This window comes from Streptomyces roseolus, assembly GCF_014649855.1.
Lineage (GTDB): Bacteria > Actinomycetota > Actinomycetes > Streptomycetales > Streptomycetaceae > Streptomyces > Streptomyces roseolus.
Window position 1 is genome coordinate 79,237 of record NZ_BMTV01000011.1, and the last position, 25,467, is coordinate 104,703.

Annotated in this window: 28 protein-coding genes and 2 pseudogenes; 17 read left to right on the forward strand and 13 right to left on the reverse strand. The window is 73.6% G+C overall.

Annotation, left to right across the window (positions count from 1 at the left end):
* Positions 1-4: 4 nt before the first annotated feature.
* From IE245_RS15330 to rfaE2, 7 genes are all read left to right on the forward strand, one after another.
* Complete coding sequence (locus tag IE245_RS15330) at positions 5-1,099, forward strand: glycosyltransferase family 2 protein (protein WP_229851299.1); 1,095 nt, start codon at positions 5-7, stop codon at positions 1,097-1,099.
* Positions 1,096-1,761: a D-glycero-alpha-D-manno-heptose-1,7-bisphosphate 7-phosphatase gene (locus tag IE245_RS15335; protein WP_189947657.1), complete on the forward strand. Its 666-nt coding sequence runs from the start codon at positions 1,096-1,098 to the stop codon at positions 1,759-1,761. The genes IE245_RS15330 and IE245_RS15335 overlap by 4 nt, the downstream gene beginning before the upstream one ends.
* Entirely contained in the window at positions 1,758-2,924 is a 1,167-nt protein-coding gene (locus tag IE245_RS15340) for a glycosyltransferase family 9 protein (RefSeq protein ID WP_189947659.1), read from the forward strand. The genes IE245_RS15335 and IE245_RS15340 overlap by 4 nt, the downstream gene beginning before the upstream one ends.
* Positions 2,921-3,883, forward strand: coding sequence for a glycosyltransferase (locus tag IE245_RS15345; protein WP_189947661.1), 963 nt, complete (start codon positions 2,921-2,923; stop codon positions 3,881-3,883). The genes IE245_RS15340 and IE245_RS15345 overlap by 4 nt, the downstream gene beginning before the upstream one ends.
* Positions 3,880-5,151, forward strand: coding sequence for a glycosyltransferase (locus tag IE245_RS15350; protein ID WP_189947663.1), 1,272 nt, complete (start codon positions 3,880-3,882; stop codon positions 5,149-5,151). The genes IE245_RS15345 and IE245_RS15350 overlap by 4 nt, the downstream gene beginning before the upstream one ends.
* Before the next feature lie 118 nt (positions 5,152-5,269).
* Entirely contained in the window at positions 5,270-5,929 is a 660-nt protein-coding gene (locus IE245_RS15355; protein WP_189947665.1) for a D-sedoheptulose-7-phosphate isomerase, read from the forward strand.
* A complete protein-coding gene (gene rfaE2, locus IE245_RS15360) occupies positions 5,926-7,323 on the forward strand; it encodes a D-glycero-beta-D-manno-heptose 1-phosphate adenylyltransferase (protein ID WP_229851300.1) in 1,398 nt (465 codons plus the stop codon). Before IE245_RS15355 ends, rfaE2 begins: the two co-directional genes overlap by 4 nt.
* A gap of 85 nt (positions 7,324-7,408) precedes the next feature.
* On the opposite strand, the gene IE245_RS15365 is transcribed toward rfaE2, so the two are convergent.
* Positions 7,409-8,671, reverse strand: a complete 1,263-nt coding sequence (locus tag IE245_RS15365; RefSeq protein ID WP_229851316.1) for an MFS transporter — start codon at positions 8,669-8,671, stop codon at positions 7,409-7,411.
* Positions 8,672-9,117: 446 nt separating this feature from the next.
* On the opposite strand from IE245_RS15365, the gene IE245_RS15370 reads away from it, so the two are divergent.
* From IE245_RS15370 to IE245_RS15380, 3 genes are all read left to right on the forward strand, one after another.
* Positions 9,118-9,864, forward strand: a complete 747-nt coding sequence (locus IE245_RS15370; protein ID WP_189947669.1) for an SDR family oxidoreductase — start codon at positions 9,118-9,120, stop codon at positions 9,862-9,864.
* Positions 9,865-9,950: 86 nt separating this feature from the next.
* The gene (locus tag IE245_RS15375; protein ID WP_373305332.1) at positions 9,951-11,048 is read left to right on the forward strand and encodes a glycosyltransferase family 9 protein; all 1,098 of its coding nucleotides are present in this window, start codon (positions 9,951-9,953) and stop codon (positions 11,046-11,048) included.
* A 138-nt stretch (positions 11,049-11,186) separates the two neighbouring features.
* The gene (locus tag IE245_RS15380) at positions 11,187-11,369 is read left to right on the forward strand and encodes a hypothetical protein (RefSeq protein WP_189947672.1); all 183 of its coding nucleotides are present in this window, start codon (positions 11,187-11,189) and stop codon (positions 11,367-11,369) included.
* Positions 11,370-11,743: 374 nt separating this feature from the next.
* Here IE245_RS15380 and IE245_RS15385 read toward each other — a convergent pair whose 3' ends face one another.
* The gene (locus IE245_RS15385) at positions 11,744-12,226 is read right to left on the reverse strand and encodes a hypothetical protein (RefSeq protein WP_189947674.1); all 483 of its coding nucleotides are present in this window, start codon (positions 12,224-12,226) and stop codon (positions 11,744-11,746) included.
* A 161-nt stretch (positions 12,227-12,387) separates the two neighbouring features.
* Between IE245_RS15385 and IE245_RS15390 the strand changes: the two are divergent.
* From IE245_RS15390 to IE245_RS15405, 4 genes and pseudogenes are all read left to right on the forward strand, one after another.
* Positions 12,388-12,732: pseudogene (locus IE245_RS15390) on the forward strand (hemerythrin domain-containing protein); the annotation flags it as partial.
* Between the two features lie 145 nt (positions 12,733-12,877).
* A complete protein-coding gene (locus IE245_RS15395; protein WP_189947678.1) occupies positions 12,878-13,129 on the forward strand; it encodes a hypothetical protein in 252 nt (83 codons plus the stop codon).
* Positions 13,130-13,143: 14 nt separating this feature from the next.
* On the forward strand, positions 13,144-13,395 hold the full coding sequence (locus tag IE245_RS15400) for a hypothetical protein (protein WP_189947680.1): 252 nt from the start codon (positions 13,144-13,146) through the stop codon (positions 13,393-13,395).
* A 50-nt stretch (positions 13,396-13,445) separates the two neighbouring features.
* Positions 13,446-13,922, forward strand: coding sequence for a DUF5709 domain-containing protein (locus IE245_RS15405; protein ID WP_189947682.1), 477 nt, complete (start codon positions 13,446-13,448; stop codon positions 13,920-13,922).
* Between the two features lie 596 nt (positions 13,923-14,518).
* Here IE245_RS15405 and IE245_RS15410 read toward each other — a convergent pair.
* The 5 genes from IE245_RS15410 to IE245_RS15430 all read right to left on the reverse strand — a co-directional run bounded on the left by IE245_RS15410 (position 14,519) and on the right by IE245_RS15430 (position 19,592).
* Positions 14,519-14,824, reverse strand: coding sequence for a hypothetical protein (locus tag IE245_RS15410; protein ID WP_189947684.1), 306 nt, complete (start codon positions 14,822-14,824; stop codon positions 14,519-14,521).
* A gap of 349 nt (positions 14,825-15,173) precedes the next feature.
* A complete protein-coding gene (locus IE245_RS15415; protein ID WP_189947686.1) occupies positions 15,174-15,665 on the reverse strand; it encodes a hypothetical protein in 492 nt (163 codons plus the stop codon).
* A complete protein-coding gene (locus IE245_RS15420) occupies positions 15,662-18,169 on the reverse strand; it encodes a molybdopterin oxidoreductase family protein (RefSeq protein WP_189947688.1) in 2,508 nt (835 codons plus the stop codon). Before IE245_RS15420 ends, IE245_RS15415 begins: the two co-directional genes overlap by 4 nt.
* 70 nt (positions 18,170-18,239) lie before the next feature.
* Positions 18,240-18,611, reverse strand: coding sequence for a hypothetical protein (locus tag IE245_RS15425; RefSeq protein WP_189947690.1), 372 nt, complete (start codon positions 18,609-18,611; stop codon positions 18,240-18,242).
* 678 nt (positions 18,612-19,289) lie between these two features.
* Positions 19,290-19,592 (reverse strand): PadR family transcriptional regulator, encoded by a 303-nt coding sequence (locus tag IE245_RS15430; RefSeq protein ID WP_308436612.1) that lies wholly within the window; start codon positions 19,590-19,592, stop codon positions 19,290-19,292.
* 268 nt (positions 19,593-19,860) lie between these two features.
* Here IE245_RS15430 and IE245_RS15435 point away from each other — a divergent pair, with 268 nt between their 5' ends.
* Entirely contained in the window at positions 19,861-20,271 is a 411-nt protein-coding gene (locus IE245_RS15435) for a four-helix bundle copper-binding protein (RefSeq protein WP_189947692.1), read from the forward strand.
* A 279-nt stretch (positions 20,272-20,550) separates the two neighbouring features.
* On the opposite strand, the gene IE245_RS15440 is transcribed toward IE245_RS15435, so the two are convergent.
* From IE245_RS15440 to IE245_RS15450, 3 genes are read right to left on the reverse strand one after another with little or no spacing between them, the layout of a single operon-like run.
* The gene (locus IE245_RS15440; protein WP_189947694.1) at positions 20,551-21,114 is read right to left on the reverse strand and encodes a hemerythrin domain-containing protein; all 564 of its coding nucleotides are present in this window, start codon (positions 21,112-21,114) and stop codon (positions 20,551-20,553) included.
* Between the two features lie 46 nt (positions 21,115-21,160).
* Complete coding sequence (locus IE245_RS15445) at positions 21,161-21,769, reverse strand: class F sortase (RefSeq protein WP_189947697.1); 609 nt, start codon at positions 21,767-21,769, stop codon at positions 21,161-21,163.
* Positions 21,770-21,774: 5 nt separating this feature from the next.
* Positions 21,775-22,458, reverse strand: a complete 684-nt coding sequence (locus IE245_RS15450) for a DUF4142 domain-containing protein (RefSeq protein ID WP_229851302.1) — start codon at positions 22,456-22,458, stop codon at positions 21,775-21,777.
* Between the two features lie 420 nt (positions 22,459-22,878).
* Here IE245_RS15450 and IE245_RS15455 point away from each other — a divergent pair, with 420 nt between their 5' ends.
* A complete protein-coding gene (locus tag IE245_RS15455) occupies positions 22,879-23,256 on the forward strand; it encodes an STAS domain-containing protein (RefSeq protein ID WP_229851318.1) in 378 nt (125 codons plus the stop codon).
* 116 nt (positions 23,257-23,372) lie between these two features.
* On the opposite strand, the gene IE245_RS15460 is transcribed toward IE245_RS15455, so the two are convergent.
* The 3 genes from IE245_RS15460 to IE245_RS38050 all read right to left on the reverse strand — a co-directional run bounded on the left by IE245_RS15460 (position 23,373) and on the right by IE245_RS38050 (position 24,646).
* Positions 23,373-23,585: a hypothetical protein gene (locus IE245_RS15460; protein WP_189947701.1), complete on the reverse strand. Its 213-nt coding sequence runs from the start codon at positions 23,583-23,585 to the stop codon at positions 23,373-23,375.
* Between the two features lie 246 nt (positions 23,586-23,831).
* Positions 23,832-24,107: an isoamylase early set domain-containing protein gene (locus IE245_RS15465; protein ID WP_189947703.1), complete on the reverse strand. Its 276-nt coding sequence runs from the start codon at positions 24,105-24,107 to the stop codon at positions 23,832-23,834.
* A gap of 140 nt (positions 24,108-24,247) precedes the next feature.
* A complete protein-coding gene (locus IE245_RS38050) occupies positions 24,248-24,646 on the reverse strand; it encodes an STAS domain-containing protein (protein ID WP_189947705.1) in 399 nt (132 codons plus the stop codon).
* A 642-nt stretch (positions 24,647-25,288) separates the two neighbouring features.
* Here IE245_RS38050 and IE245_RS38055 point away from each other — a divergent pair.
* Positions 25,289-25,426, forward strand: a pseudogene (locus IE245_RS38055) (BON domain-containing protein); the annotation flags it as partial.
* Between the last annotated feature and the right edge of the window lie 41 nt (positions 25,427-25,467).

The following is a 25,467-nucleotide window of genomic DNA, read 5'->3' on the forward strand; positions in this document are numbered from 1 at the left end:
CGAGATGGACAGGGAGCGTGACGGGATGGGCCCGCAGTCGACCCGCGCACCGTACGCCGTGGTCGTCCCCACCCTCGGCAGGCCCAGCCTCCAGGTCTGTCTGGAGGCCCTGGCCTCCGCTACGGCCGACGGCACCGGACCGACGGCCGTCGTCCTCGTCCACGACCGCCCGGGCCCCGACGCCCGGCCGCCCGTCCTGGACGTGCCGCCGGCGCTGCGGCCGGTGACCACCGTCGTGGCAGGCGCGGGGCGGGGCCCCGCCGCCGCCCGTAACACCGGTGCCCGCGCGGCCGGCCGCGTCCCCTGGATCGTCTTCCTGGACGACGACGTCGTGCCCGGGCCCGGCTGGGGCCGCGCCCTGGCCCGGGACCTGGCCTCGGCCTCCCGGGACACCGCGGCCGTCACCGCGCGCATCGACGTACCGCTTCCGCCGGACCGCAGGCCCACCGACTGGGAACGCAACACGGCGGGGCTGGCGACCGCCCGCTGGATCACCGCCGACATGGCCTTCAGGCGCGAGGCGCTGGAAGCGGCGGGCGGCTTCGACGAACGCTTCCCGCGCGCCTTCCGCGAGGACGCGGACCTGGCCCTGCGCCTTCTCGACGGCGGCTGGCACCTGGCCCCCGGCACCCGCCGTACGACGCATCCGGTACGGCCCGTCGACCGCTGGGTGTCCGTGCGCGTCCAGGCGGGAAACGCCGACGACGTGCTGATGACCCGCCTCCACGGACGCGCCTGGTGGGAGCGTGCCTCGGCCCCCCGCGGGCGGTTGAGGCGCCACCTCGCCGTCAGCGGGGCGGCCGCCGCGGCCGTCGGCTGCGCCCTGGCGGGCAGGTACGGCGCCGCCGCGGCGTGCGCGGCCGGCTGGCTGGCGGGCACCGCGGAGTTCGCGGCGGCCCGCATCGCACCCGGACCCAGGAGCGGTGCCGAGGTCACCACCATGCTGGTGACCAGCGCCCTCATCCCGCCCGTGGCCACCTGGCACTGGCTGCGCGGCCACGCCGCGCACCGGACGGCCCGCCCCCTCGGACCCGCGCGCCCGCCGGGCGGAGACGCGGTCGATCCACGGCGCACCCCGCGCGGAAGGGTGCGGACATGAAGCCCTCGCCCCTCGGGCCCGCCCTCCCCGACGACCCGCTTCCCGACGGCCCCTGGCTGTGGGACGCCCCCGCCAAGGGCCCCGCCTCCCCACCCCGACCACCGGTCGCCGACCGGCTCCCGGACGCGGTCCTCTTCGACCGCGACGGAACCCTCGTCGTCGACGTCCCCTACAACGGCGACCCGGACCGCGTGATCCCGATGCCCGCCGCCCGCGCCGCGATAGCGACCCTCCGCGAGCGCGGAATACCGGTCGGCGTCGTCAGCAACCAGTCGGGCGTCGCCCGCGGCCTGCTGACGCGGCGGCAGGTGGAGTCCGTACGCCGGCGCGTGGACGCCCTGTTCGGCCCGTTCGCGGTGTGGGCGGTGTGCCCGCACGGCCCCGCCCGCGGCTGCGACTGCCGCAAGCCGGCACCGGGCCTGGTCCTCGCCGCGTGCGAACGGCTCGGAGCGTCCCCGGAGCGCACCGTCGTCATCGGTGACATCGGCGCCGACATGGGAGCCGCCGAGGCCGCCGGAGCGCGAGGCGTCCTGGTGCCGACCCCCGTGACCCTGTCCCAGGAGGTCGCCGCCGCCGCGGAGACCGCGCCCGACCTCCATGCGGCCGTCCGGCTCGTCCTGACGTCCGGCGGACCCGTGCGCGCCCCGGGAGCCGTCCGGTGACCGCCCCGCGCAGCCTCGTCGTCCGCCTCGACAGCGCCGGGGACGTCCTGCTGGCCGGGCCCGCCGTGCGCGCGGTCGCCGCCGGTTCCTCGCACACCACGCTGCTCTGCGGACCGCAGGGGGTCCCGGCGGCCCGGCTGCTGCCCGGGGTGGACCAGGTCCTGGTCTACGAGGCCCCCTGGGTCGGGCTCGAACCGGGCCGTACCTCCCGCGAGGAGTGCGAGCTGCTGGTGGACGCCCTGTCCGCGGGCCGCTTCGACCAAGGAGTGGTCCTGGTCTCGTACCACCAGAGCCCGCTGCCCACCGCCCTGCTGCTCGCCCTCGCGGGCGTGGAGCGGGTCGCCGCGGACTGCGAGGAGTACCCCGGCTCCCTGCTCGCCCTCAGGCACCACCGCCGGCCCGGCCGCCACGAGGCCGAGGCCGCGCTCGACCTCGTCCGCGCCTTCGGCTACTCCCTGCCGCCGGGGGACGACGGGGCCCTGCGCGTCCAGCCGCCGCCCGACACGACGCGGCTCACCGGACCCGAGCCCTACGTGGTGCTGCACCCGGGGGCCGCGGTGGCCTCCCGCAGGTGGAGCGCCGACCGGGCCGCGCGCGCCGTCGCCGCCCTGCACGGAGCCGGACACCGGGTGGTCGTCACCGGCAGCCGGGCGGAGAAGGACCTGACCGCCGAGGTCGCGGGCCGCCACGGACTCGACCTGGGCGGCGCCACGGGCGACCTCCACGAACTGGCGGGCGTCCTCGCGGGCGCCCGGGTCGTCGTGACCGGCAACACCGGCCCCATGCACCTGGCCTGCGCCGTGGGGACCCCGGTCGTCTGCGCCTTCGCCCCCGTGGTGCCGGCCGGACGGTGGCGCCCGTACCGGGTGCCCCACGTCCTGCTCGGCGACCAGGAGGCGGCCTGCGCCGGCAGCAGGGCACGCGCATGCCCGGTGGCCGGGCACCCCTGTCTGGACGGCGTCGGCGACGACGAGGTGCTGGCCGCCGTGGCCGGCCTCCTGACGCCGGAGCCGGGGAACCCGGACCAGGCCGGGCCCGAGCCGGGAAACCCCGGTCGGCGGGCCGGGCGCGAGCCGGGGGATCCGGACCAGACCGCGCCCGGGCCGGGGAGCCCGGACCCGGCCCGGGCCTCCGGGAAGACCGACCGAGGAGGACACGCATGAACATCCTGCTGTGGCACGTCCACGGCTCCTGGACCACGGCGTTCGTCCAGGGGCCCCACACCTATCTCGTACCGGTCACCCCCGACCGGGGACCCGACGGCCTGGGACGGGCCAGGACCTTCGTCTGGCCGGACTCCGTCCGCGAGGTCACGCCCGCCGAACTCGCCGAGACCCCGGTGGACCTCGTGGTGCTGCAACGACCCCACGAGGCGGAACTCGCCGAGCGCTGGCTCCGGCGCCGGCCCGGCCGGGACGTCCCCGCCGTGTACCTGGAGCACAACGCGCCCGACGGCGACGTCCCGGACACCCGCCACCCGTGCGCGGACCGCGACGACCTGACCCTGGTGCACGTCACCCACTTCAACCGGCTCTACTGGGACAACGGCACCACCCGCGCCGAGGTGATCGAGCACGGCATCGTCGACCCGGGGCACCTCTACACGGGCTCCCTGGCCCGCGCCGCGGTGGTCGTCAACGAGCCGGTCCGCCGCGGCCGGTACACCGGCACCGACCTGCTGCCGGAGCTGGCGGAGTCCGCGCCACTGGACGTCTTCGGGATGCGCACCGAAGGACTCGCCGGCCACCTGGGCCTGCCTCCCGGGCGGTGCCGCTCCTACGAACTGCCCCAGCGGGACCTGCACGCCGCGCTCGCGGAACGCCGCGTCTACCTGCACCCGGTCCGCTGGACGTCGCTGGGACTGTCCCTGCTGGAGGCCATGCACCTGGGGATGCCGGTGGTGGCGCTGGCCGCCACGGAGGCCGTGGAGGCGGTCCGGCCCGGCACCGGAGTCCTCTCCACCCGGCCCGAGGTGCTGGCCCGCGCCGTACGCCACTACCTCGACGAACCGGAGGCCGCGGCCGAGGACGGCGCCCGGGCGCGCCAGGCGGCCCTCGAACGCTACGGCCTCAAACGCTTCCTGGACGACTGGGAGCGCCTGATGACGGAGGTACGGTCATGACCTCGTCCCCGCCGAGCACCACCGTCCCGGCCCGCCGGTCCCGGAGACCGCTCTTCGTCGCGCTGGTCTCCGAGCACGCGAGCCCGCTCGCGACCCTCGGCGGAGTCGACGCGGGCGGCCAGAACGTGCACGTGGCGTGTCTGGCCGGGTCCCTCGCCGACCTCGGCCACCGCGTGGCGGTCTACACCCGGCGCGACAGCCGGAACCTGCCCGAGCGGACGAGCCTGCGCCCCGGAGTGACGGTGCACCACGTCCCGGCCGGCCCGGCCGAACACCTTCCGAAGGACGAACTCCTCCCCCACATGCGGGAGTTCGCCCACCACCTCACCGCGCAGTGGCAGCACGGCAGACGCCCCGACCTGATCCACTCGCACTTCTGGATGTCGGGCCTCGCCTCGCTCACGGCCGCACGCGAACTGCGGCTGCCGCTGCTGCACACCTACCACGCGCTCGGCACCGTCAAGAAGCGGCACCAGGGCGGCGCGGACACCAGCCCGCCTTCGCGCATCGGCACGGAGCGGGAGATCGGCCTGGGCTGCGACCGGATCGTGGCCACCTGCCGGGACGAGGTCGCCGAACTCGAACGGATGGGCGTCCCCGCGGAGAAGGCCGACGTCGTCCCGTGCGGAGTGGACGCCGAGCGGTTCCGCCCGGACGGCCCGGTCGCCGGGCGCGACACCCGGTACGCCCACCGGCTCCTCCAGATAGGCCGCCTCGTGCCCCGCAAGGGCGCCGCGGTCTCCGTGGCCGCGCTCACCCGCCTGCCCGACACCGAACTCGTGATCGCCGGCGGCCCCGATCCCGCGTGGCTCGACGACGACCCCGAGGTGAGGCGCCTGCGCGACCTCGCCCGGGCCGCCGGAGTCGCCGACCGGGTGCGCTTCCTCGGCGCCATCCCCTGCGCCGACGTGCCCGCCCTGATGCGCAGCGCCGACGTCGTCCTGTGCCCCGCCGACTACGAGCCCTTCGGCATCGTGCCCCTGGAGGCCATGGCCTGCGGCCGGCCCGTCGTGGCGAGCGCCGTCGGAGGACAGCTCGACACCGTGGCGGACGGGGAGACCGGACGGCTGGTGCCGCCCGGAGACCCCCGGGCCCTGGCGGACGCCGTGGCCGGGCTGCTGGCCGACCCGGACGTGCGGGCCGCGCAGGGCGCGGCCGGGCGGCGCCGGGTGACCAGCCGGTACGGCTGGGACCGGGTCGCGGCGGCCACGGAGCGGGCCTACCACGCGGCGCTCGCCCCGCACCTCGCCGCCGCCCGGACGCCATGACGCCTCAGGCGGCCCCGTACGCCCCGTACGCCCGGGCCGCCCCCGCCGTCCCCCCGGCACAGCTTCGACACCCGAAGGAGGTGGGGCGGCCGCTCGCGCGAGCGGCCGGCCCGACGCCATGAGCCAGACACCCTCGCACGCGGAAGCGCACCGCCACTGCCAGTCGCTCCAGACCGCCCTGCAACGCCTGCGCGCCCAGGGCCTGGACCGGCTCGCCCACTGGGGCCACCGGCTCGCCGACGTGCTGCCCGCCGGCGGGCGGCTGCTCGCCGCCGGCAACGGCGGCAGCGCCGCGCAGGCCCAGCACCTGACCGCCGAACTGGTCGGACGCTACCGGGAGGAACGAGCCGCCTACTCGGCCATCGCCCTGCACGCCGAGACGTCGAGCGTGACCGCGATCGGGAACGACTACGGGTTCGAGAACGTCTTCGCCCGTCAGGTGGCGGCGCACGGCCGGCCAGGTGACGTCCTGGTCCTCCTCTCCACGTCGGGGCGGAGCGGCAACCTGCTCTCCGCCGCGATGACGGCACGGGCGACCGGGGTCGAGGTCTGGGCGCTGACCGGCGCCTCCCCGAACCCGCTCGCCGAAGCGGCCGACCAGGTCCTGTGCATCGACGCGGCGGCCACGGCGACGGTGCAGGAGGCCCACCTGGTCGCGGTGCACCTCCTCTGCGAGTCGTTCGACGCCGCGCTCGCCGCCTCCGCCGCCACCGCCCGCCGGGCCGCCGGCGTGCGGAGACCCCCCAACGGGGTCGAGGCCCTCAAGGGGGCGCCGTGACCGCCCCCGGTCCGCTCGTCGTCGTCGGCGACGTCCTGCTCGACCGTGACGTCCAGGGCGTCGTCGACCGGATGGCGCCCGACGCCCCGGTGCCCGTCGTCGACGTCACGACGGAGCTCTCCCGCCCCGGCGGCGCCGGACTGGCGGCCGTCCTCGCCGCCCGGTCCGGCCGGGACGTCGTGCTGGTCACCGCTCTCGGCGAGGACCGGGCCAGCGACACCGTCCGCGACATGCTGCGGGGGCGGGTCCGGCTGGTGGAGCTGCCGCTCGACGGCACGCTGCCGGTGAAGACCCGCGTCCTGGCCGGCGGCCGGCCCCTGATCCGCGTCGACCGGGGCGGCGGCGAGGTCGGACCGGCCCCGGCGGCCGTCCGGGACGTCCTCCTCGGGGCCCGCGCCGTCCTCGTGGCCGACTACGGCAGGGGCGCGGCCGACGCCGTGCGGCCGCTCCTCGCCGACGCGGCCCGGCACGTGCCCCTCGTGTGGGACCCCCATCCCCGGGGCCGCGCGCCCGTCCCCGGCGCCCGGCTCGTCACCCCGAACGCCGCCGAGGCGGCCGCGCTCTCGCCCGGTGAGGGCGACGCCCTGGGCGAGCACGCCCGACGCGGCGCCGAACTCGCCGAGCGGTGGGACGCGGTCTGCGTGGCGGTGACGCTCGGGGACCGCGGCGCGCTGCTCACCCGCCCGCGATCCGCGGCGCCCATGCTCGTCCCGGTGCCCTACCCGGCGACGGGCGACCCGTGCGGGGCCGGGGACTGCTTCGCCGCCCACGCCACCGTCGCGCTCGCCGACGGCGCCCTCCCCGAGGAAGCGGTGCAGCGCGCGGTCTCCGGGGCCGCCGCGTTCGTCGCGGCCGGCGGCGCCTCCGCCCCCGCGCTCTGGCAGGAGGCGCGCCGGGACGGGCCCGCGCGGCCCGCGACGGGCGACGCGTTCGCGCTCGCCGACAGCGTGCGGGCCGCGGGCGGCAGCGTGGTGGCCACGGGAGGCTGCTTCGACCTGCTGCACGCCGGCCACGTGGGCCTGCTCGACAGCGCGCGCCGCATCGGCGACTGCCTGATCGTCTGCGTGAACTCGGACGAGTCGCTGCGGCGGCTGAAGGGGCCTGGCCGCCCGCTCACGCCCTTGGAGGACCGCATGCGGGTGCTGGCGGCGCTCGGCAGCGTCGACGCCGTCGTCGCCTTCGAGGAGGACACCCCGCAGGCACTGCTCGCCGCGCTGCGGCCCGACGTGTGGGTCAAGGGCGGCGACTACTCGGCCGACGCCCTGCCGGAGGCCGAGGTGCTGCGGAGCTGGGGCGGGCAGACCGTCGTCCTGCCGTATCTCGACGGCCGCTCCACCACCCGCATCGCCGACCGCGCCGCCCGCGCCGCCACCGGCGCCCGGGCACCGCGCTGACGGCGTGGCGAGGGGAGGCGGCCGGGTGACGTACCGGGAGTGACCGGGACCGCGGGGTGCCGGGCCGCCGTTTCCGGCCGGCTTCTCAGGCCGCCTTCTCCAGTGCGGCGAGGGCGGGCGCGGCGGCCTCCGGGGTCCGCGCGGCCGGAGCCACCCGGGGCTCCCGGCCGCGCAGGAGGTACCCCGCCGCCACTGCCGCGGTCACGACCAGGCCGCCCGCCACCAGGGCGGTCCGTACGCCGGCCAGCTCCATCATCAGCCCCAGCGCGGGCGGCGCGGCGAGCCCCCACACGGTGCGGATGCTGGACCAGGCACCCAGGACGCGGCCTCGCATGTGCGGCGGAGGGTCGGTCTGCAGCACCGTGGACTGGGCGGTGTCCCCGACGGATTCCGCCACCGCCATGGGAAGGACGAGGACGAGGAGCACGGCCAGCGACGGAGAGAGGCCGGCCAGTACCTGGAGCAGCGCGCCGGCGACCGTGAGGAGACCCACGAGCCGTACGCCGGGCCTGCGCAGCCGCGCCCCGAGGACGGCGCCGATGATGCCGCCGACGGCGAGGACCGTGGACACCTTGCTGAAGGCCCCGGCGTCCCCGGCGAGCGGCCCGGTGACCAGGACGACCAGCGTCAGCGAGTAGTTGCGGCCGAACATCGCACTGATCCCGTTGAGCGCGGCGAGCGCGACGAGCCGGGGACGCCGCATGAAGAAGGCCAGGCCCTCCCGCGCGCCGGCTCCCGCGGTCTGCTCGGCGGCGGCCGCCTCCTTGGCCGCCTCGTCGTCCGGCGCCCGCCCGGCGGCCGGATCCGCCGCCTTGAGGAACGGGATGACGCAGGCGACGAAGAGGAAGGACAGGCCGTTGGCCGCGTAGGCCGCCGAGGTGCCGAGGAACCCGACGGCCACGCCTGCGAGCGCGGCGCCTACCAGTCGGCCGGCGCTGTGGACGAGCGAGCCCACCCCGATCGCGGACGGCACGTCGTCGCGGGAGACCAGGTCGTTGCCCAGGAGGGCGCAGGCCGGGCCGTCGACGGTCGCGATCAGGCCGGTGACCGCCGCCAGGACCAGCAGCACCGGCAGGCTGAGCCCGTCGAGGGCGACCAGGACCGCCGTCACGAGGGCCACCGCGCCCAGCAGCGCCTGTCCCACCGCCGCGGTGAGCCGGCGCGGCCAGCGGTCGACGACCGCACCGCCCATGAGGCCGAACAGCAGCCCGGGCGCCGCCTGCACGGAGACCGACAGGCCCGTCGCGGCGGCGGAGCCGGTGATCTGGAGCACGAGCAGGTTCTGCACCGTCAGCTGCATCCACGTACCCGCGTTGGACACGAAGTTGGCGACGGCCCACCACCGCATGCTGCGGTAGCGCAGGGACCGCCACGGCGAGCGGGACGGAACGGAGGAAGGCACGACGGAGTCACCCCGGGGCGCGAGGACGGCAGGACGGAAGGGAGAGGACCACCCGCACCGGCGGAGCGCGCGGCGCCCGGCGAGGGAGGGGATCGGTCCCGGACCATCGTGGCAGACCGGCCGGCACCACCGGGGTGGCCGTCCGGCCGGCCGGCACCGGTCCGGCGGCCGCATCCCTTGGCCCGCCCGGGGTCCGGGCCCCGTCGTGGGGTTGCTCACACGCGCCCGCGGGCCGTCCCGCCTCCGACCGGGCGTGGCGCGCGGCACACACGTGCCGCCCCGCGGGCTAACCCAGGGTGCCCGGGCGGCTCCGGTTGGCGACAGTGGACCCGTAGGGTCGTGGCGGGCGGGACCGCCCGGGCGGCACGGGTCACACGACGAAGGGCATCCGGATGAGCGGCGCGGTGTACTCGGATCTCAGCGGCAGGCAGGCGCTGGTCACCGGCGGGGCCAGAGGGCTGGGAGCGGCCATCTCCCGGCGGCTGGCGGCGGCCGGCGCCTCCGTCGTCGTGGCGGACGTGCGGCAGGACCTGGCCAAGGAACTGTGCGAGGAGCTCACGGCCCAGGGCGGGCGCGCCCGCTCCGTCGGCCTCGACGTCTGCGACGCGGGCGCGGTCGCCGACGTCTTCCGGGACCTCGACGAGGCCGGGGAGCGCGTCGACGTCCTCGTCAACAACGCCGCCGTGGACGTGTCGAAGTCGGCCGAGCACCTCACCGCCGAGGAGGTCTCCCGCGTGGTGACCACCAACCTCCTCGGCCCGATGTACCTGTGCCTGGAGGGGTACCGCCGCATGGTGGCCCGGGGTGGCGGCCACATCGTCAACATCCTCTCGACCGCCGCCAACCGCACCTGGACGGAAGCCGGCCCCTACGCGGCGAGCAAGTCGGGACTCCGCGCGTTCACCCACACCCTGTTCAAGGAGGCCCAGCGCGACTGCGAGGGCATCGGGGTGACGGGGATCATCGCCGGCGGCATGGAGACCGCCTTCATCATGGAGCGGTTCCCCGACGCCGACACCGCCATGCTGCAGAGCCCGGAGATCGTCGCCGACACGGTGCTCTACGCACTGTCCGTGCCGGCCGGCAGCGCCGTCGGAGAACTCGTCGTCGTCCCGCGCCGGGAACCGTCCTGGCCGTGAACCGCGCCCCCCACGCCCCCCGCCCGGCGCGCCCAGCCGGGACGCCGCCGCCCGACGTACGCCCGGCCCGGGCAGGGGGCGCGCCGTTGCCCGAGGAACGTCCGGCGCAGGCCACCGGTGCTCCACCGGCGGGTGACGGCCGACCGGTTCCCGTGCGGGCCGGGGACGTTCGCGAAGCGCGCCCGCGCATACTGGTCCTGCGAGCCCTGGGGCTCGGCGACCTGCTGGCCGTGGTGCCGTGCCTGCGGGCGCTGCGCCGGGCCCTGCCGGGGCACGACCTCGTGCTGGCGGCCCCCTCCCGCCTGGCGGCCGCCGCCGCGGCCACCGGCCTCGTGCACCGGCTGCTGCCCGCGGCCGCACCCGGCCGCGCCGTTCCCACCGCGCTCGCCTGGACCGGCCCTCCGCCGGAGATGGCGGTGGACCTGCACGGGAACGGCCCCGTCAGCCACCGGCTCCTCCAGCACCTGCGTCCGGAGCGTCTCCTCGCCTTCCGGCACCCGCACACGCCGGACATCGCGGGACCCGTGTGGCGGGAGGACGAGCACGAGCGTGACCGCTGGTGCCGGCTGCTGCGGTGGTACGGGATCGAGGCCGACCCGGCGGACGTGCGCGTCCCGCACCCCGCCGAGCCTTCCCCCGCTCCCGGGGCGATCGTGATCCATCCGGGCGCGGATTCCGCCGCCCGCCGCTGGCCGCCGGAACGGTTCGCGGCCGTGGCGCGGGCGCTGGACCGGGCCGGGCACCGCGTCGTCGTCACCGCGGGGGCCGGGGAGGGCCCGCTCGCCCGGCGCGTGGCGGCGGAAGCGGGCCTGCCGTCGGAGGCGGTGTGGGGCGGCGCCGAGGACGTTCCGTTCGCCAGGCTCTGTTCCCTGGTGGCCGCGGCGCGCTGTGTGGTGGTCGGGGACACCGGACTCGCCCACCTGGCCACGGCCCTCGGCACCCCGTCGGTCGTCCTCTTCGGCCCGGTGGCCCCGCGCCTGTGGGGACCGCCCGACGACGTGCGGCACCGGGTCCTGTGGCATCCGCGCCCAGGCGAGGACCCCCTGCGCCCGGGTGACGCCCACGGCCCGGCCCCCGACGCCCGGCTCCTGCGAATCCAGGCGGAGGAGGTACTGGAAGCGGTGCGGTCGGCGGCACGCCCCGCTGCGGACGCGTGGCCCGCCCCGGCGGCGCCGCACCGCTGACCTGCACGGCCCCGCGTGGCACCCCGTGTGAGCCGGTCCCGTGCGGGTAGCCGCGCACCGAAACGGAACGGGAGGGCACGGCAGCGGGGAGGCCCGCGGAAACGGCCCCGGCCGGCCCGGCGCGAAGGAGACCAGACCATGGGTGACGTTCAGCAACCGGAAGCGCGCCGTAGCGGAAAGGGCGCTGCCACACCGCAGGACAGCAGGCACCTCAAGGCCGCCCAGCAGACCGGCAAGCAGCCGGAGGGCGAGGGCGACAAGAAGGGCAGGGCCCGCACGGGCGGCCCCACGCCGCCGGAGCAGCGCCCCGACCACCCGTGACGGACCGCTCCCCGAAGGGCGCCGCCGAGCGAGCACCTGCTCGCCGCGGCACGCACGCCCGTCAGGAAGGGTCGGCCACGGCTGAGAGCCATAGAACCGCGAGGGAAGGAAGACACACCGCCCAGATAAACCTCGCCGGCTTCGAAAACGCCTCCGGCCATGCCGCCGCGTTGTCGGCGAGGTCGTCGGCGACCCGTCGACCCGGCGTGCACCCGCACATTGAAAGGCGCCCCGTTCGGAGGGCGGGCATTCCGTCGGCATCGCCCCCAGCGGCGACCTCGCCCTCGAGCGCGACAAGAATTCCGTACTCGTAAAGATGGACACCGCCGGGACCGACGACTGCGGCACTGCTTCCCGGGGAGGGGAAGTCGTGGTCAGGACGAGGAGGGCACGCTGCTTTCCAGGAGGTCCTCAAGCTGCGCGCGGTGGAGCTCGGCCACAGGAGCGAGGAGGTCCGGGTGCCGCAGCAGCGCGGCTGCTTGCCGGTCGTTCTGGTTCGGGTGACTCAGGCGCCGGAAACCGACCGTTTCGCCTGCCGCCCGCGTCGACCCGGCGAGAGCGGTGAGCGCCGCGGTGACCAAGGCCGGCGTGCCGAGCAGGCAGGCGGCCCAGCTCGCGACGACCTCGTCCACCCACGTGCGCCACGCGTGCGGCTCAGGGGCCCACGCGCCCTCGTCGGCCTCCGCGCCTGTGACCCGGTCGAGCCGTGCGGAGCCGCCGGGCCCCGTCAGGTCCATCAGCTGGGTGTCCAGCTCCGTGGGATACCGCAGCCACGCTGCGACGGTGACGGCCTGGCGCGCCTGGGCCTCGGCGAGGCCGTGCTGCAAAACCCCGCCGCCGGAGGGATAGGCGTGCATGATCCATTGGGTCGTCGCCGCTATGAGTGAGGAGAGAGAGGGTTCTGTCGGCACGGTGACCAATTCGAAGTAAGGGAGGGGGTGAAAAAGAAAAGGGGACCGTATCGCTTCGCGGGCGTCCGAGAAATGACGCAGGTCACAATCCTTTCGACGCGAGCGCGGCCGACGAGGGACTGGAAGATCACGCGGCAGCGGAACGCATCATGAAGGAACTCGAGGGGTGCGGCGGCGATCATCCCCGGTTCGACGAGCTCGTCATGAAGCTGATGACGCAGATCCGCAGCCACGTGAACGACGAGGAGAACAATCTGTTCCCTTGCCTGCGGCAAGGGCGTTTCGCGGAAACGCTCGAGAAGCTCGGCGACAAGGTGCGCCAGGCCGAGAAGACGGCGCCCGCACGTCCGCACCCGTCCGCCCCCGACAAGCCACCCGCCGACAAGCTTCCGGGCCCAGGGGGCGGACTCGTCGACCCTCTGCGTGACGCGATGAGCGGACGGGCAAAGAACCTCCCTGAGAGCGCCGGCACTTCCTTTTCCGTCAGGCCGGCGGCACCTGCGGGACAGGTGCCGCCGGCCTGACGCTCACGGCTGTTTCACCCGCCCTCCTGCGGGCAGGCGCCGCAGAGGATCATCGAGTCAGAAGGACAGTGAGATGACCGAGCGCACACCGGACGACGCGCCGCAGAACGACTACGAGCGCGCCCGGAGCAGCGAGGAACCAGGAGCCCACTCCGGCTCGGAGAGCCGGGCTCGGGAGCGCGTCGTGCCCGGCACGGCGAGCGCCCGAGAGGGTTACCACCAGGCCGGCACCGGTAGCGGGGAGCCCCTGGCGGGTGTCGAGGCCACATCCGAGGAGGAAACCGGGAGCCCCGAGGGAACCGACTCCGGCACCGGAAGCCGATGAGAAGGGGCAGGGCCATGGCGGTCACGCGCGCACAGGTCCGCGCCCTCCTTGACCGGTCGGGCGAGAACAACTCGCTCGTGTTACTGGAAGGACGTGTGGAGGTTGTCCCCTCGGACCGGCTGGCATCGGAACCGTATGACGGAGCCGTCGAAATCGTCTCCGGCCGCGATCTGGCCACGACGCTGCCGCCCGGCCCGCCGACCGAGCAGGACATGGACGCCTTGGCGTTGCGGCTGGAGACCGCGATCACACACCTCGGCGCATGATCACCGCACCCTCGGCCGCGGTCCTCACGACCACGGCGAAAGGAGGCCCCATGAGCGAGAACCAGATGGCGGACGACGCCTACCAACTCACGGGAACGAACGAGGAGCAGGAGGACGCGGCTGCCCTGGATCTCGAGAACGCCGTGGACGAGCGCACCTACGACGACATGCTGGACGAGGGCTACTCCCCTCCCGAGAAGCCGTTGGGCGTCACCAAGTACGGCATCACCGCGGAGGAGCAGAACGCCGGCGAGACTCTGGACGAAAGGCTGTCCCAGGAGGTCCCGGACGTGGCGGAGCCCGAGGGGGACGGTCTCGGGGACCTGCCCGGCGGACAGGGGGAACTGATCGACGCCGAGGTGGGTGCCGACCGCGCCGGGCGGCTGAGGGCGCCGGACGAGGGCGTCCGTACCGACACCACCAAGGAACTGATCGCCCGGGACGAAGGCATCGACGGAGGCGCGGCGAGCGCCGAGGAAGCGGCCGTGCACGTCATCGAGGACGAGGAACCAGGCTCAGGCGCCTGACCGGTCCTCTCTGCCACCCGTTCGCCCGGGGCGAGGGCAAGCACCGAATGCCGTCCGGCCAGCCGTGCTCGGGGCGGCCGCGCTGGGGACCGGCCGCGTGCGCTGGGCCGCGGTGCAGGGTGATATCCACTTGGAGATCGGCGTCGAGGCTGCCGTTGGCACTGTGCAGGTTTGCAGGGCCGTCGAGCGGCTGGTTGCCGTGAGCAAGTGGAAGCCGGGCGGCCCGAAGATTCCGATCGTGTGGGACACCGGACAAGGCGCCCCGGGCAGGGGCCGGCCGTGCTACGCCCAAAGGCGGCCCTCAGGGCCGCCCCGTCGGCGCCTGGCCGCGCGACCGCATGACGCCCCTGTTGAACGGCCCCGCCCATCCGGACAGGCGGAACACCGCCGTGAGCAATCGCCGTCCCCTGGCAGGCCGCGGCGGTAACGGCATCAGCGGTAGGACCCGGCAGGGAACGAGCCGAGGTCTTCCGGTTCGGCGACAGTAATACGACGCACCCGATGCCCGCATCGCTTCGCCAGCGCCAGAATGTCCGGGGTGAGGCGCCGTCACCCGACTGGGCCTCGGCGTACCGCACGCCGGCCCGAGGCGCGTCCTACTGGCGTACCGCCACGCTCCGTGCGGCGAGGGGCCGGGCGGCCCGGTCTCCGCCGGTGACGTACTCGTCCGCCGCCATCCCTCCGAGGGCGCCGAACCGGAAGCGGTGCCCGTCACCCAGTCCCGACATCGGCCATAGGGCACAGCCGACGATGAAGATCGTCTCCGCGGGGGTGAGCCGCTGCTTGAGGAAACGCTCAAGCTCCGCGCCCGAACAGAGCCGCTTGGAGCGAAAGTACGCGAAGCGGACGATCATCGCCCGGTCCTGGCCGGGGTCGCGCATATGGCGCAGCGCGAGGTTCACCCCGGCCAAGGAGCAGCCGAGTTCTACGCGGGCGCGCAGCGCCGCCCGCGGCCCGGGAGGATCCGTGCGTCGCTGAGGCCAGCGACCCTGATAGGGCTCCTGGAATCTGGAAAACCCCATCAACGCCGGAGTATCCGGCGACGCGCGAGGGCAGCGGTTCGAAGGGCGTCACATGGCCCTCGGCCGGCGGCCCGACGACCATGTGCCAAGAGCTCGCGCCCCGGTCCGTCACGACTGCCGCTTTCCGCCGACCGACCAAGGGGCGATACAGCCCGGTCCCAGCGCGCGCCCGGCGCCTCATCCCTTGGCGGACCGACGTCCACGTCGACGCCGCCCTGGGACAGGTCCCTCACAGGCTGGTCAGGATCTGTGGGGACAGGTTCTTGATCATGGTGTTGGTCCAGCGCATCTGCCGCAGGGTCGCCGGGTGGCATGCGGAGGCCAGGTCGAGAAGGCCGTCGTCCTTCGTTGCCTGCGCGGCCTGGGCGAGCATCTCCCAGTGAAGGGAGTTCTCCGTGGCGCCGAGGTGGAGCTCTCGCAGATCGCGCAGGAGCAGCAGGCCCGGCTCGGGGCGGTGGACCACCGCCTGGGACGCCTTCTCCCTGAGCGTGGACAGCAGGCCCGGAAGGCGCGTGTCGGCGGAATCGCCGAGGTCGAGGCCGTGGCGGTCGGCGGTGGCGGCCAGGCGCTGGACGTGCGTGCGGGACCAGTCGGCGAGGTCCGTGGCCACGTGGTGCACTTCGTGCTCCGTACGGTGGCGTTCGGCCACCGCCGTCAGTTGCCTCGCCAGGTGCTTCTCGCCGTGGTGAAGGACTCGCAGGGTGAGGGTGACGCCGTTCACCGGGTCTCCTCCTCGGAGCTGTCCCAGGTGGCGTCGGCCGACTGGGTGACGAGGGCGGACGGGCCTCCGGTCGTGGGCGGTACGGGCGGTACGGCATCGGTCCCGGAGGCGGGCGCGGGGGCGGACGCGGTGGTTGTCGGGGCGGGGGCACTGCTGCCGTCGCCGCGTTCCACGAGGCGTAGCGCGGCCGCGGCGGTCTTGAACAGCGGCTGTTTGGAGACCGGGTCCCAGTCGGTGACGGTCGTCTCGTTCGCGGCGCGTCCCGGGGTGCTGCCTTCGGGGGCGTGCCCGGCTTCGGTGTCCCAATAGCCGTAGTGGAAGGGCACGAAGAGGAGTCCGGGGCGGATGTCGGTGACCCGCAGCCGGCCTTGTACGGCCCCGCGTGGCGTGCTGACCTCCACCAGGTCGCCTTCGCCGAGCCGGAGCGTGGCCGCGTCGGAGACGGAGGCTTCCACCCAGACATCGGGGGCGGCCGCGTTGAGCTGGGGCGCACGAGCCGTCTTCGTACGGGTGTGGAAGTGGTAGACGGTCCGGCCTGTGGTCAGCTGGAAAGGGTACTCGTCGGTGGGTTCCTCGTGGGGCCGGAGGTAGGCGGCCGCCTTGAGCATGGCCTTGCCGTCGGGGTTGAGGGAGCGGTACTCGACGACGTCGTCGGCCGCGCCGGTCGCCAGGTCCTTGCCGTAGGTCTCGCACACGTCCGGATGCGCCCAGCTGATGCCGTCGGTGTAGAGGCGGTCCGTACCGTCCGGGGCCTGGTCGTTGCAGGGCCACTGGATGCCGCTGGCGCCGCGCAGCTTGCCGTAGGTGAGTCCGGTGTAGTCGCATGGCCGGCCGGCGCTGCACCGTTTCCACGCCTCGAACGCGGACTCCGGGTCGTGCCATGTGATGAGGGGTCCGCCGTCCTTGTCGCGGAAGTCCATGCGGGCGGCGTAGTCCAGGAAGATGTCGAGGTCCGGCCGGGCTTCGCCGGGCGGTTCGACGGCCTTGTCGGACAGGTGGACCGTGCGGTCGGCGTTGGTGAACGTACCGGTCTTCTCGCCCCACGTCGCCGCCGGCAGTACCACATCGGCCAGTTGGGCGGTCTCCGTGAGGAACAGGTCCTGTACGACGACGAAGAGGCGGTCCTGGGCCAGGATGGAGCGGATGCGGGACAGCTCCGGCAGGGAGACCGCCGGGTTGGTTCCGCTGATCCACAGCATGCGGATCGAGCCCTGTTCGGCGTAGCGGAACATCTGCATCGCGTGGGTGGGCGGGGCGTAGTGCGGGATGGTCTTCGGATCGACGTTCCATACCCGTGCCAGGTCGGCGACGTGGCTGTCGTTCTGCCAGTTCCGGAAACCGGGCAGGTCGCCGTTGGCGCCGCATTCGCGGGTGTTCTGGGCGGTGGGCTGGCCGTTCATCTGCAGCACGCCGGCGCCGGGTCGGCCGAGCATGCCGCGGATCAGGTGCAGGTTGTTGATCTGTACGGCTGCGGCGGTGGCCTGATGGGCCTGGTAGACGCCCTGCAGCACGGTGGACAGCAGCCGGTCGGCCGTGCCGAGGAGCTCTGCGGCTTCGCCGATCCTGGCGGCCGGTACGTCACAGATCCCGGCCGCCCACGCCGGGGTGCACTCCTCCACCCGGGCGGCCAGCTCCTCGAAGCCCACCGTGTGGGCCGCGATGTAGTCGTGGTTCACGCGGTCGGTACGGATGATTTCGTGCAGGAGCGCGTTGAGCAGGGCCACGTTCGTCCCGAGGCGTGGGGCCAGGTGCACGGCGGCCTTGCGTGCCACCTGGGTGGGGCGCGGGTCGACGCACACCAGGCGGGGCGGGTCGCCGCCCGCCAGCCGGTCGAGGATCCGCATCCACTGCACGGGCTGGGTCTCGGCGATGTTGTGGCCGTACAGCGCGATGACGTCGGCGTGGTCGACGTCGTCGTAGCTGCCGGGCTGGCCGTCGCAGCCGAAGGACTCCTTCAGCGCCTCGGCGGCGGTCGAGGTGCACAGACGGGTGTTGCCGTCCAGGTGGTTGGTGCCGATCCCCGCGCGGGCCAGCACCGCGAGCGTGTAGTACTCCTCCAGGAACAGCTGCCCGGTCGTGTAGAAGCCGATCGACCCGGGCCCGCGCTCTCCCAGCAGGTCGCGCGAGCGGGCGACGATCCGCTCCATCGCGGTGGCCCAGTCGCACTCCACCAGGCGCCCCTCCCGGCGGACCAGCGGCCGGGTGAGCCGGTCGGGGGAGGCGTTGGCCTGCCAGGCGAAGAGGTCCTTCGGCCCGAGCCTGCCGTGGTTCACCCGGTCCTGCGCCCGGCCGCGCACTCCGACCATGCGCCCGCCCGCAACAGCGATGTCCATCGCGTCCCCGTCGGAGTGGAGGATCGACGAGGCCTGCACCCAGCGCTCCACTCGTTCGGGGTCGACTCCCTCCTCCAGGTAGGTGTCCACGCGCGCGGGCCACGGCTCGTGCCGTCCGTAGGGGGTACGGGCGCCCCATGGCTGCGCGATCCGGTCCACCGATGCCTCCATGCCTGCCTCCCAACGTCCACCTGCTGCCCCTGACACACCGCGCGTCATCGGTACCCCTTGCTTCCGACGTCTAACGTCCGGGTCGCGTCCAGCTCACCCGGTGATGCGCGGCTGTCTGTCGGAGGAAGACGCCCACCGCGTCGGCCGGCAGCGGGGCGGGCAGGGGATGGCGTGGTGGCAGCGGTGCGAAGGCCGGCCGGTAGCGCAGGGTGCTGCCGGGGTCGGCGGGACAGGCGTGCCGGGCCACGCCGACGATCTGACCGGTGCGTGTGGCGCGGGAGGTGGTGAGGGCCTGCCGCCGTTCGAGCAGGACGATGCCCGGAGACCCCAGCCCCTGGAAGAAGAGGTTGAGGTGGATGGGTGCGTAGGGTTCGGTCGCGTCCAGATGGGTTTCCAGCGAGTCGTACGAGGACTCCATGTCGAACCGCAGCCAGAACGGCACGGCGCCGAGCCGCAGGGCCCAAAGAGGGTCCCGCCGGACGTAGGACTTGGCGAGGAGCTGGTTGCCCGTGAGCCCCCGCTGCCGGCACCACCAGCGGTGGAGGTCGGCGGCGAACGGGCTGAGGTCCTGTGGCTCGTGGACGGCGAGGCGGCGTAGTGCGTGGCCGTTGTCGTCTGCCGGTCGCTGGATGTCGGCGGCGGGGGCCGGGTCGAAGCCCCACTCCGCCTCCGGGCGGCGGGCGTCGGCCTCCGGGGGGGCTCCCAGCGGTCGTACGGTGAGCGGAGATAGCGGGAGATGCGTTCGCCACTCGCGTGGTACCCCTCCGGTACGCCTCCCAGGCAGCCGAACCGGAAGGAGGTTCGCTCACCCACTTCGCGGGTGCGCCAGTCGCGGGTGCATTCGAGCTGGATGATCGTGGCCGCAGGTGCCAGGCGGTGCTTCAGGAAGCGCTCCTACACGCTTCGGCGCCCTGCTGATCAATAGCCGCAGGCCCGCGAGGGGGCGCTCAGGTGTTCGAAGCGAAGCCCGGCTGGTGGGGCTTCGCCCACGAATTGCGCACCGACCTCCCGCAGCTTTGCGGCAACCTGTTACTGCTCCTCCTCGGCACCCGGCGTCTGTTCCCTCGATGCCCGCCTCACCCGCCTCTCCGCCGTGGTCGGAGCAGCGGTACGCGGCTGATCAGGGGACGTCGTCGCCGAGGACCTCGCGTGCCGGTTCGGCCAGGCCCTTGCGGTCCTCGGCCAGGGCCTGCTTCCCGGCCTCGGTCGCGTTGTAGACGCGCCGGGTGCGACCGCCGCCCACCCGGCGCTCCGAGGTCAGCAGGCCGTCCGCCTCCAGCCGGTGCGGCGTCGGGTATAGCGTGCCGGGCTGATCCGGTAACCGTGGGAGGCCGGCTCCTCGGTCATCCACGCGCCGTGGATCTCTTCCTCTGCAGCGTGATGCAGGATATGCAGCCGAACGGCGCCACGCTGGAACTCCCACATCCTTGGCTCGCCTCCGGAAGTGACGAAACCGATATCGGATCCCGGCCCTGGCCGCTCAGGCCACGACGTCGGGGGCGCTCTTCGCTCCCGAAGCGGGGCTCCGCACCGCAGCGAGTTCCGACCTGCCGGATCTGGCGTACGGCTGAGCGTCTGCGCCCGCGAACCGATGGCCGGTCACGCAGCCGGTTTCCCGAACCGCACCCGGTGTTACACGTCTCAGGGCGGCAACCCGCCGCGTAGGACGACCCCTGTGCCAGGAGGCATTGATGACCACCGCGGTCAAGAACATGCTCGACACCTACCCCGCCGACCTGGGCGGCGTAGACCGCGACAAACTCGCCCGCTGTATCGAGGAGTGCATCGCCTGCGCGCAGGCGTGTACCGCCTGCGCGGACTCCTGCCTGTCCGAGGAGATGGTGGGTGACCTGACCAAGTGCATCCGCACCAACGCCGACTGCGCCGACATCTGCAACGCCACCGCCGCTGTCCTCTCGCGCCACACCGGCTACGACGCCAACGTCACCCGCGCGATCCTCCAGGCGTGCGCCACCGTCTGCAAAGCCTGCGCCGACGAGTGCGGGCGCCACGCGGACCAGCACGGACACTGCCGCGTCTGCGCCGAAGCCTGCCGCCGCTGCGAACAGGCATGCAACGACCTCATCAGCTCTCTGGGCTGACCCATCAGCCGCCCTGTTCGGCTGGCGGCCCTGGACCGCACACCGGGAGGACGTTTCGGGCCGTCGGCACGGGTGCATGCGTCGTCGACCATTCCGTGACCCTGAGGAGCACCCAGCACTCATTGCGCACGGTGTGGGGCGTCCAGACGGTGCCGCCACGGTTCGGGCGGACACGGTCCGGTTCCCCTGAGCAGAATCCGGGGAACCGGGCCGTCGTCCCTGCCGAGGACGGATTCGAGCCGGCGGCAACCGCTGGAGCCGCCACGAGGTGGCGGCTGGTCAGCCCTGTTTGCCGCGGCCGGTGAGCATGTCGCGGACGCGGTCGACCATGCCGGTGCCGGGAGCGAGGAGCTTGTTCATCGGTGGGGTGTCCGGGGCCGCGGGGTGGGGGCGGGTCGGGGCGGTCTCCTTGGCCCGGCGGATCTTCTCGCCGAGCTCGTCGAGGGCCTCAGGCGGGCACACCTCGGCCAGGAGGGGGAAGAGCCGGTCCTCCTCGTCACGCACATGCGCGGTCACGGTCGACTTCAGCCGCGTGATCATGGTGTCGAACTCGGCGTCACCGGGCTCGCAGCCTTCCAAGTCCTTCAGCAGCCGCTCGACTTCACTGTGGTCGGCGATCTCCTTGTCGGCGAGGTCGTCCCCGCCGTCGACATGCCGACGGACCGCCGGGTACAGGTGCTCCTCCTCGGCCACCGCGTGCCGGACCAGCTCCATGGTGAGCTGGTCGGCCAACCGGCGGCGCTCGGGATCTGCCGCGGCGCGGGTTTCGATCTGGGCGAACAGCGCGTCGACCTCGCGATGGTCGGCGGTCAGTTCCTTGATGACGTTTCCTCCGTGCCCCATGCGCGGGCACTCCCTTCTGCTGGTGGAAGCGGACCGGGTCGGCCGCTTACGTGATGGGCGCGCCGGTTGGCGCGGCGTACAGGACAAGGTTCTTCTCGTAGTCACCCGACGCGCGGTCGTAGGGGCCGGCGCAGGTGATGAGAACCAGCCGATACGGGCCGGTGCGAGTGAAGAGGTCAGGCGGCAGCTTCTGCTGCGAGTAGGTGCGGCGGGCGGTGACCTGGTAGAAGCGCACTTCGGCGTCGGCTCCGGTCACCGCGATGCGGGCTCCTACACGTGTCTCGTGCAGTGCGGCGAAGGGGCCCAGCCCCTGCTTGGTGTCGACGTGCCCTGCGATCAGGACCGTGCCCGCAGCCGCGCCCGCCGGAGCTCCAAGAGCCCACCATCCGCTTGTACGGGAGTCCTGCGGCAGGTTCAAAGCACCGTCGGGCCGAGCGGCGACTGGTACGACGGCGGCATCGAGACCAGCGGGACCTTGGACGCGGACAGGCGGCGATGGCTCCTCGTGGCCGCCGGCGACGGCACGGTGTACGCCTGTGGGCAGGGCGCCGGTGTCGCCGGTGCGCGGCTGCGGCAAGGAGATCAGCCAGCCGGTGGCCGCCGCGCTCAGCCCGCACGCGGTCATGAGAGCGGCGGCGAGCCGGTGGAATGCCACGTGTTTCAGCCCTTGCGGACCGGGCGGCGTGCGCGCAGCAGCCAGACGGCTCCGCCGACGGTGAGCAGCCCACCACCGATCATGCCGGCCATGCCGACGACGGTGGTGGAGGAGTCGTCGGCCGTAGCCAGGTGACCGGCACTTCCTGCATGGACCACTCCGGCGTCCTTGGCGGCGTGACAGGTGCCGCCTCGGACCATGTCCAGATGCATGGCGACCACCGGGCGCGCGGTGCGGGCGGCTGCAACGACCTGCGGGTGCTTCCCGCCCTTGATCTCCTGGTCGATCAGCGCGAGTGTCCTGCGGTGCGCGGCGTCCTGGGTGGTGAGCCATGCCGCGTCGTACGCCGGGCCGCCGGCCTTCGCCTGCACGGCGGCGAGCTCCTTCTTCTGCTCCGCGGACGGGGACGCCGGCAGTGTCACGTCCAGCTTGTCCGCCAGCATCTTCAGATCCGCGTCGAGCTTGGTGTGATCCCGCACCAAGGCCGCACCCACGTGCTTCACACACGTGCTCATTGCATGCTTCCGGGCATCGTGCCCGGCCGCGATCTCGGCGAGGTTCCCTTGATGGGCCCGCATCAAGAACATCTCGTCCTGGCCGCTCACGCCGGCGTCGGCCAGCGCCTGGGGTGCGGATATACCGCACAGAGCCACCGCCGCCGCAGCCGTAGCCAGCAGTCGTCTACGCATGGGTGCTGCTCCCTTCGGACCGGCAGGGCGGCAACGCCGGCACCACCGGGGAATCGGAACGTAAGACGCATGGCACAGCGCCCCGCACGCATCGATGCCACCCGTGCGCCCAGCCCTACCGCGGCGCACGCGCCACTCACCCGGCCGGCCGATGGCGCGTAGGGGCGGGCCGCCGCGGCCTTCGCCCGACGAGGCGGCCCACCACCGTCCATGCGTACACCCCTGTCGGCTCTCGACGTCGACACCACGGCGCCGCAGCTGGGCTGCGTCATCCGGATACCCGCGTCCATTGGGTCGCCGGGAAGAAGACGGCCGCAATCTGGCGCGCCCAGGACCGGCTGAAAGCGCACAGGGGCCAAGATGGGCTCTTCAGGCCAGACAGCTCGGGACGGCGGCAGGAGGAAGCCCTCATTGATCACGGTGAAGGCGCAGCGGTGCGGCAACACGGTCCTGATCGGCGCCAGCGGAGAACTCGACATGGCGGCCGCGCCGGTCCTTCAGCAGGCCCTGGACCGGGTCACCGCCGATGACCGGGTCCTCATGATCGATCTGCATGGTGTCGCGTTCATGGACTCCGCCGGCCTGCTGCACCTCCTGGACCTGCACCGACGCGCGGAATGTCTGGGCCTGCGCGTCCTGGTGGTCGGCTGGCAGCCTCAGCCTCAGCAGGTCATGGCCCGCGTCGCCGGGATGCCAGGGCCCGGCTCACCGGCGTCAGAACGTTATGCGCTGGCGGGTTTCCGCCGCCTGATCGAGGACCGCGCCCAGCGGGAAAGCGACCTCACCCAGTACAGCTGACGTCGGCCGAGGTCGACACGGTCGGTTCACGCGGCCGCCCACGGCCCCCGGCGCGGCGGGCGGGCGGGTAGGCGCAATGCGCGCGCCCCGACCCCGGCGCTGTTCGAGGTCGTCGATCAGACCCAGAAGACGCTGAGGCTGGCGTTGCCGGTTGCAGGCGTAGAAGGCGATGCCCCGGCCCTCGATGAGATGGGGCAGGCCAGCAGGCGGTGCGTACCGATGACATCGGCGAACGGCAGATGGCGCATGTCGTCACCGAGAGCGGCGCTGACGTCGTCGAGGGCGGGCCCGGTATCCCAGTCCAGCTCTCCCATGGGGATGAGGTGCACGGTCGGACCGTAGCGTTGGATGCCGACCTAAAAAGTCGCCTCGCATGAGGTCTCGCCTTCGCCTCAGCAGCTTGTCGCACACCACCCCAGGCGGCCGGTGGCCTCTTCGGCCCTCCTCCCGCTCGTCCCCGGGCCGCAACTCCGGGCCCCGAGCCGCGCGGCCTTGCCTCGTACGGGCTCAAGTGATCACGGGGGGGCGGCCTCGCCGGCACGCCGCCCGTGAATGCCGTCACCGGGACCGGGCGGTCAGGTGTGCAGAAGGCTGTTAGGTCCTTCGGCCCCATCGGCCTGGTCCTCGTTGAACCAGTAGTCGCCGGCCGCAAGATAGCGGAAGGAGTGGCTGTTCCGGCCCGCCAGGGAGACGGTGACGGCCCGCATGCCGTCCTTGCGGGCGGTGAGAGTGTGGGTACCGGGCTGCCAGTCGTTGAAGTCGCCGACGACGCTGACGGGGCCGGGCGGGTTGTCGGCGGGCAGCACGAAGGTGATCTCGGTACGGTCCTTGCGCGGTGTGCGTTCGAGCACGGGACGGCTCCTCACTCGGGATGGGGTGCTTCGGCCCGCCCATCGTGGTACCCACGCGCCGCCCTGAGCCGGTAGGCGGCGCCCAGGGCGGGCGTGTTTCACCCCTCCTCTTTCCGCGTTCGGCCGTTTGCGGCAGAGGTTCACGGATCGGTGGTGCGGTGACGGGGCCTGGGGCACGGCGTGAGGGAGCCCAGGGAGCCGGAGCCGGTCAAAGCCCCGACGCGGGCCAGGCCGGGACTCAGGCGCACGCGCAGGACCCGGTGTTCCCCCGCGGCGCGTCGGCGGGCTCGCAGAAGGGCCCGCAACGTCGCAAGATCGCAGGAGGTGACACTCGACAGATCGAGTTCGACCGGACCGGGCCTGCTGTCCATCGCGGCGGTCAGCACGTTGTAAAGGTCCGCAGCACGCCCGGCGCACGCCTCGCCCTCGACAGTGATCAAAGATCCTCGCGCCGGAGCCCGCTCCACCGACACGCTCAGGTCACCGCAGTGGCGCCCGCCCCGAAACCAGTTCACGGCAGTCCGTAGTCGCGGTGTCATCTAGACACCTCCAAACCCGCAGGACAGCTACTCAGCCCGAAAGCGATGAGGTCCTGTCCCTGGTTTCTCGTAGGCACCCGTCGGCACAGCGGGCGCAGGGCGTACACCGGTGTCGAGGCCCAGGTGGCGGAGAACGCCCGGATCAGGGGAGGCGAAGACGTGGAAGCGGCGACGACAAGGAGTCACAGGGACCCAGTCACCAGCCCGGCCACCACCATCAGGTTGCCACGCCACCCAGATGCCCAGCGCACGGCACGAAGCCGCCGTTCGAGCATCGCGTCCTCGCCGCCGGGGCTCGCGCTCGACCTCCGCTAGCAGACACTGCTCGTGGTCCGGAGAGCGGTCGGCCACCCACGGCCCCCGCCCCGTAGTGGCCGGCCGGACCACCGCCGTGCGCGTCCCGCTCTGGAGCAGAAATGAAGGAGCCTCCCCACTTAGCCATGACTGGCACCTCCGCAGGAATCAGGACCGCGCAGGCGATGGTACGCACGGCCTGGACGGCGGTTGGTGTGCCGCAGCAGGCGCCGCGGCACACAAGGCGTCTGTCCCGCTCCGGCCGGTACAAACGCCGATTCCTCCGCCGAGTGGACAGTTCCGCGCACCAGCCGGGCTCGGACGGGCTCCACCGGACGAGCCAGGCTGGTGGACGTCACGGTGACCGAAGGCGTGGCCACGTTGCGGGGGACGCTCGCGGACCGTGCTCTCGTGCCGCTGCCGGCCCGTGCCACCCGCGCTGTGGAGGGGGTCGTCGACGTCCGGATGGAGCTCGGGGCCGCGTGAAGGCGCTCTGTGACGGACAATTCTCCTGGGGGCGGGCAGAT